Annotated in this window: 5 protein-coding genes; all 5 read left to right on the top strand. The window is 43.2% G+C overall.

Translation table 11 applies throughout. From position 1 onward, the window contains the following. The first annotated feature begins 217 nt into the window (after positions 1 to 217). The 5 genes from VB836_RS03175 to VB836_RS03155 all read left to right on the top strand — a co-directional run bounded on the left by VB836_RS03175 (position 218) and on the right by VB836_RS03155 (position 6,667). On the top strand, positions 218 to 439 hold the full coding sequence (locus VB836_RS03175) for a hypothetical protein (protein ID WP_323217956.1): 222 nt from the start codon (positions 218 to 220) through the stop codon (positions 437 to 439). 210 nt (positions 440 to 649) lie between these two features. Beyond that, entirely contained in the window at positions 650 to 1,090 is a 441-nt protein-coding gene (locus VB836_RS03170; RefSeq protein ID WP_323217955.1) for a hypothetical protein, read from the top strand. Next, the gene (locus VB836_RS03165; protein WP_323217954.1) at positions 1,077 to 1,412 is read left to right on the top strand and encodes a hypothetical protein; all 336 of its coding nucleotides are present in this window, start codon (positions 1,077 to 1,079) and stop codon (positions 1,410 to 1,412) included. Before VB836_RS03170 ends, VB836_RS03165 begins: the two co-directional genes overlap by 14 nt. 1,176 nt (positions 1,413 to 2,588) lie before the next feature. Then, positions 2,589 to 5,438: a DUF3854 domain-containing protein gene (locus tag VB836_RS03160; protein ID WP_323217953.1), complete on the top strand. Its 2,850-nt coding sequence runs from the start codon at positions 2,589 to 2,591 to the stop codon at positions 5,436 to 5,438. Next, positions 5,435 to 6,667, top strand: coding sequence for a site-specific integrase (locus tag VB836_RS03155; protein ID WP_323217951.1), 1,233 nt, complete (start codon positions 5,435 to 5,437; stop codon positions 6,665 to 6,667). Before VB836_RS03160 ends, VB836_RS03155 begins: the two co-directional genes overlap by 4 nt. Positions 6,668 to 6,672 lie beyond the last annotated feature (5 nt).

The following is a 6,672-nucleotide window of genomic DNA, read 5'->3' as shown; positions in this document are numbered from 1 at the left end:
AGCCTTTCTCTGTAAAGAAAAGGAGGATTATTTCAACAGTTTTGATATTTTCTGTTTAAATAGAGCCTAAAACTTGCCCCCCATCAAAGGTTTAGCGATCGCAAAATTTTAGAATGAAACGGCCCTGGTTCATAGGGGGGTCGCTTGACCCCTTGCTTATACATCAGATTACTGAGCAACTCAAGAAAGAACACGCCGACTATTTGGAGGTTGAATAATGTTTGTCTACGTTGATTGTGATGGCAGAGAGTTTATCCTTAACATGGATGCTATATCCTGTATAGTTCCTAATTTTGGATATTCAGAAAAGATAGATGGGGATAAAACTTACTTGGTTGAAATTAGCAAAGGTGGGCATTACCCTATTACTAAAAGAGAATTTCATCAGATTACTGAACAACTAAAGAAAAACCATACTGACTATCTGGAGATTGAATGAGAGTACTAAGATTTTGCTATCATCCAAACATCATTCTTGACAACTTAATCTGCGGTTCAAAATACTTTCGCCATGCCTTTGTTTGCTGGCGTTGTCTTCACAATCCAAAGTATGATGACATAGACCTAGCTAACTTCAAGAAAGGCTTTTATTATTACATTTCACACAGTTGGTCAATTCAGGATTTGAGAGATCATTAGAGGTTAAACAATGAAAGTTAAAGAGATTGAATTTGGACTGACAACCAACTTAGGGAATTATGAATCAGCCCGAATGGCTTTAAGAGTTGAACTAGAGGACTGGGAAGATTACAAACAGTCCCTTGCCAAACTCAAGCAAGAAGTTGTCCAGCTTATGGGTGGTGATACTTCAATTATGCGGAAGCTAGCTACTGATGAACACACCCAAGAATTAGTTAAACAAATTCGGGACGTTCAACGGGAGTACAGGAGCAAGAAGAAAGAGCTTGACAGCTTGCTTTATGACCTGAGCCAAACTGAGGATGAAATCAACCGGGCTACTCAGTTGCTAGAGAAGTTTCGCTTATTTAAACATGACCCCAATCTCTCCGAGATAGAGAAGGTTATTGATTCTTACGAACGGTTGAAAAACAATCAGTTAGAACCTGAGCAAGTTGATGGAATGTTCTAATCCCCAACAACAGTTTTGGGACTGGGTAGAAAATAATATTGCAGATGCTTTAGGCTACCCAGTCTTTTCTATTGGTCAAGAAGTTTTATTTGAACGCTTTGGTCAAATTGTTGTAGGTGAAATTGAGTCCTATGTGATTGGCGTTGAAGAGGACGGTGAAACTTCTCTCCAGTATTGGCTCTGTTTTGACGGGGAAATTTGGGGAAACTGCTACTCACATGAAGAACTGCTCAAGCTCAACCCGATCGCAAACAATCTACCCCGCTCTAGGAGATACCATGACCGCCAAAATCCGACTGACTGCAACTGCACAAGAGATTGAGAACTGGAAAGCCTTCTTTGACCTCCTAGCCCGTGCTAACGTCATCCAATTGTTAGAAGTCTCTGACAATTACAGCAACAGGGGAGAAAGCCAATATCAGAGGTTTTATCTTGAAGCTGAACTGAAGGGTGATGTCAGCTCGGTTGAATCCCCAGTTATGCAGAAGCTTTTCTTGAACTCCAGCAGCAAGTTAGATTAATGCTCGTAATAGGTATGTAACTTGTGACGAAACCTGATCAGGATTGGTAATGTGCGTGATAGTGTCGTGACAAGCCTGTGATGATCAGTTGTATAGAAACTTTTCTTGAACTCCAACAGCAGGTTAAACCAATACTCGTAATAGGTATGTAACTTGTGACGAAACCTGATCAGGCTTAGTAATGTGCGTGATAGTGTCGTGACAAGCTTGCCGAACAGAGTTCAAAGAGAAGTTGTTTTCAGGCAACAACTGCTTAACTCCCGTGTGAATTTGATGAGAATGCTTTAAATTAGTTGCGTTGTTTGTTGACTTAAGGCAATAGCTTTTGATATTGTATTTCCTTAACCAGCCAATTTTAGGCTCAACAACACAGAGAATATACCTAGAGAAAGGCAGTCGCAGACTAAGGCAGAAACTGACCCCTACAACCCTAGATTCCACGCGAAGCTTGGTGGGGCGACAGGTACCCGGAAGGAAACCACAAAAGGTTTTGATATGGCACCTTACGACTGTTTGCTTGTGTGATAGAGGTCGGGGGGTCATGCAGGCGGAAGCTCTCTAAATCAAGTTTATCTGGGGCTTGACGACACGTATCGGAGAGTGTGCGGAGTTGCTGTGCCTAAAACTGGCTGGTTTTACTTTGCAATGCCCACAAAATCAACGGGTTCGGTCACAAAAAGTAAACCGAACCCAAGGAATTCAAATGAAGTATAACCAGAATTCAAATGAATTCTAATTCAAAATCATTCCATGAATTCTAATTCAAAATCATTCCGAAGTAAAGACTTTTCCGAGAATCACTGCCAATACAGGCAGAGACTAGACCAACTGCTAAAGTCACCGTTGACGGGTTGGGATAGAATCTTCATCCGTGACTTAGACCGTCAGTGGAAAGTCTGCAACAGAGACGGCAAAGTATTCAAGCTGTCTGCTAAACAATCTGTAAACTTACAACGCATAGAAAAGGAGGTATGCTAATGGTTGCCTCCTTTACAAGGCGTTTAGAGGTCAATTCATTAGCCAGATTCAACACCAAACACTTAGCTGATTGGATAGACGAGTCAGGCGTTAGTGAAGAAATTACCAAGCTCAACATTGAATCCCTCACCCGTGAGGAAGTCAACGAGCGCATCAAGCCCAAACACCCGATTAAAACAGGCGGTTGGTGGTGTCGAGGTGTGAACTGGCGAAACGGTCAGCCAATGGGGAATCGTTACGGCCAGGTCAAACCGGATGAGAAGCACTTTGACCCCAACAAGCCCGACGACAAGGGTGCAAAGTATCTCACCGCGTCTGGCATGGAACCTGACGCCATCTTCCTGGCAATGCCAGACCCGGACTACTGGCAAAAGGTTTATGAGGATAAATCCATCCCAATTATCTGGACTGAAGGCGCAAAAAAAGCCGGTGCTGGATTAACGCACGGCTTTGCTACAATCGCCCTCACGGGGGTTTACAACTGGGGAAAGGATTACCAACTTGCTCCATTTGTAAAACTCTTTATTGAAAGAGGGGGGGAACAGTATGTTGCCTTTGATTCTGATTATCGAGAAAAACCGCAATGCCGTGAAGCTATCAGGCGCTTCTGTAACCTTGCAAGAATGGCGGGAATTGACCTTAAAATTATAACATGGGATTCCCGCTACAAAGGCATGGATGACTTCTTAAAAGAGAAGGGTAAAGGGGCGTTTGAATATCAAAAGTTTTCCGCCGAAAAACTCAAAAATTGGGAGAAACAGCTCAATAAAGATTTAGGTAGTCAAAACAGACCCCCAACACCGACAGAAATAGCTCACGAACTTTCTGAGAAATGTCGCCCTGAGTGGAAATATCACCACGAACAATCAACGTGGAGACATTGGAACGGTAAATGTTGGGAAAGTGTTAACCAGAAGGTGTTTGAGAAGTTTGTTAAAGATTCCATAGATGGAAAAGGAATCAAATACCCAAGGCCTTCATACTTTAAAGATGTTGCTGAGTTAATGATGTATGACTTAATGGTTCCTCGTTGGGAAACTTTAGAGCGTTACAAGTTCATTCCCTTTGACAACGGAGTTCTGGAAATTAACTCAGGAAAACTGCGGGAACACAACCCAAAGGATGGTTTGACTCAGGTTTTACCACGCATTTATAAGCCCGTTAAAGTTGATAACTTGTTAGAGTCACTTCAAAACAATTGTCCTCTCACTCATCGGTATCTGATGACCTCCCTACAGGGGAATAATCCGATGATCAAAAAATTCTTAGCTGCAATTAATGGAGTGATCACGGGTAAGTTTTCTCAGCATCAAATGTTCCTGCAACTGACAGGCAAACCCAGAGGAGGAAAGGGAGTCGGTGTTAGGTTGCTGAAGAAGTGTGTTGGTGAAAGCAATTGTGGTTCGGCAGACTTGGATAAGCTCGACAGGCTTGTGACTAGAGCAAAAATCATTGACAAAGTGCTAGCCGAGATTCCAGAGGGTCGGTCTATCTCTGAGGGTGCAATCAGTACATTACTGGCTCTAACAGGGGGCGACTCAGTTGATTGTGAGAGGAAATATCAAGACCCGTTTTCCCAGAAATTTAACGGGACAATTGTCATCACATCTAATCGCCAGATTGGAACAGCTAAATACCCAGAGCTAACCGAACGGCTTTGTCTGATTCCTTTCAACTACACCATTCCCACAGAGAAGCGTATTTCCAACCTTGATCAGTTAATTGAGCCAGAAATTCCTCAATTGATTGCGATTGCTCTGAGCATGAGTGACACTGAAGTTGTCCAACTGCTCAAAGGAATTGATGAGGGTTACAATGCGGCAGTTAAGTTACACCAGTGGGAATTGAAAACAGAGGAATCGGTTGTAGCTGCATATTTGAATGATGAACTGATTGTAGAATCCGGCGAGTTTGTCACGACATCCAAGCTTCATGAGAGATTCAAATCTTACTGCTCAGACCAAGGCAAGCAACCTTTATCACTAAAGCGCTTTGCCAGAGAACTCAACGAACTGTGTGAGCATCTTGACTTGGGAGTGAATTGGAACAAAGTAACCCGACATTCTCAGTTTGAGGGACTGAGACTTAGGGAAGATTGGGACACTCTTCCGACTTATGAGCAGACCCTCAGACAGTCATCTGCACCCATTGAAAAGGTGCAATCACCCATTGATACGCTCATCAATGCACCCATTGAAACCCAGACACAGAAGGACTTTGCACCCATTGCACCCATTGAGAGCAATCTTTCTTCTATTGATGTTCAACAAATTTCTGAAAACTTACCAGAGTTACCAAAACAGTCAGAGAAACAGATCATCCCTAAACCCCCGCTTGCAAAATACACCCTTGACCAGAAGAAGAAGTGGCTCAAGAAGAATAAAGACAACAAACCGACTGTTTGGGTTAACCATCCCATGTACACAGGTGAGGCGATTCTTGATGGACGGTATGACATTGATGGCAATCCCTGGAGAGTCACCTATGGGGATAGATACTTAAACGTTAAGCCCGAGGATATTGAGATTTTCAAGGCACTCTGTGGAGATATTCAACCCATATCAGACCCACCGGAAGGGATTCAGACTGCTCTGAGCTTTGATGTTAATCAGTCTCCTAAACCTGAGACACCCATACAGCGAGTTAAGCGGTTAGCTAAACAACAGGGATTCAAATTAACTCCTGATGATTTCAGCTTTTCTCGCATTCTGGAGAGATATCAGAAATCAGAACTTCAAGAGTTGACTGGTGAAGAGTTAACAGAGATAGCTGATCAGCTACAAAAGCAGATTGATGGTGCCAAGCGTCGGCAAGAAGATAACCGCATCACTAAATATCTAGAAGAATGACTCAGCGCAAACTGAATAACAAAGCCTGTCAGTCTCTCCGAGAGGTTGACAGCCAGATTAACAGTGCTATTTTGCAGTCAAACGAACGTCTTAAAGCGCTCGGAAGTAAGCTAACAATTCAACGCAGAAAAAACCGACTGTATCTAAGGGGAACGTTACCCTGTAAACCTGGAGAAACAACCCCAGAAGGAACAAAGCGTTATGAGATTTCTATAGCGTCTGCTGACTTAGAAGGGGTGAGGATTGCAGAAACTAAGGCAATAGAAATTACAGCACAGTTGAAGTTAGGAGGTTTTAACTGGGAGATGTACGGAGTCAAACCTAAGCCCAAACCTCAACACCGAACAATGGGTGAGATTAAGGCTGACTTTGAGGAGAACTACTGGCGCGATCGGCCTCAGACTCGCAAAAAGCTGAGTACATTCAGGACTTCTTATGATGCCTCTTTCAAGAAAATACCTGACTTAGACTGCTTTACAAACAAAAATATTGAGGCTTGGATATGCTCAACACCGCCTAACAGTCGTACCAGAGCTAGTCTAATCAGAGTTATTAAAGCATTGGCCAAGCAAGAAGGGATTGAGGTAAAGCCATACAACTGTAAACCTGTACCCACTCCTAGAATTTTGCCAACTGACACAGAAATAGAGATGACGTTTGACCTGTTGCCTGATGATATCGCCTGGTCATTCGGGATGATTGCCACTTACGGTCTGAGAACTCAAGAAGTTTTCAACGGGATTGAGAAGCACCTTAAATTTTTCACCAGTCCTGACAATGAGCTTCACAAGTTCAGAGTAGAAGAGGATAACAAGACTGGAGAGCGACTGGTTTATCCTCTATATCCTCACTGGGTTGAACGGTTTGACCTGTTGAATCCTAAGCCGTTCCCCAGTAATGCCAGAAACCATGAGAGCAAGGTCACTAGGTTAGGAAAAATACTGATCGCCTATGGGTTCAAGAATGAAGCTTACAGCCTCAGACATCGCTACGCCATCAGAGCGCATGAACTAGACATCCCTATAGATGATGCGGCCCGTTGGATGGGTCATTCAGTGGAGATGCACGTCAAGACCTATCAGAGATACATGGACGCTTCTACCAGTGACAAGATTTACAGAAAACTTCTCAGCGACAAACAGGAGATGAACGAGTTAAATCGGTTACGGCTTGAAAACCAGTTCCTCAAAGACCGAGTAGCTGAGTTAGAGGAACAGCTCAGAAGGTAAATAGT

The organism is Limnoraphis robusta BA-68 BA1 (genome assembly GCF_034932365.1).
GTDB classification, from domain to species: domain Bacteria; phylum Cyanobacteriota; class Cyanobacteriia; order Cyanobacteriales; family Microcoleaceae; genus Capilliphycus; species Capilliphycus robustus.
Note: the sequence above shows the minus strand (reverse complement) of the source record. Positions and strands in the feature narration are given on the sequence as shown.

What these genes read in the sequence shown, in the direction of transcription:
- VB836_RS03175 (WP_323217956.1), top strand. Translation starts at nt 218, where the DNA reads ATGTTTGTCTACGTTGATTGTGATGGCAGAGAGTTTATCCTTAACATG.
- VB836_RS03170 (WP_323217955.1), top strand. Translation starts at nt 650, where the DNA reads ATGAAAGTTAAAGAGATTGAATTTGGACTGACAACCAACTTAGGGAAT.
- VB836_RS03165 (WP_323217954.1), top strand. Translation starts at nt 1,077, where the DNA reads ATGGAATGTTCTAATCCCCAACAACAGTTTTGGGACTGGGTAGAAAAT.
- VB836_RS03160 (WP_323217953.1), top strand. Translation starts at nt 2,589, where the DNA reads ATGGTTGCCTCCTTTACAAGGCGTTTAGAGGTCAATTCATTAGCCAGA.
- VB836_RS03155 (WP_323217951.1), top strand. Translation starts at nt 5,435, where the DNA reads ATGACTCAGCGCAAACTGAATAACAAAGCCTGTCAGTCTCTCCGAGAG.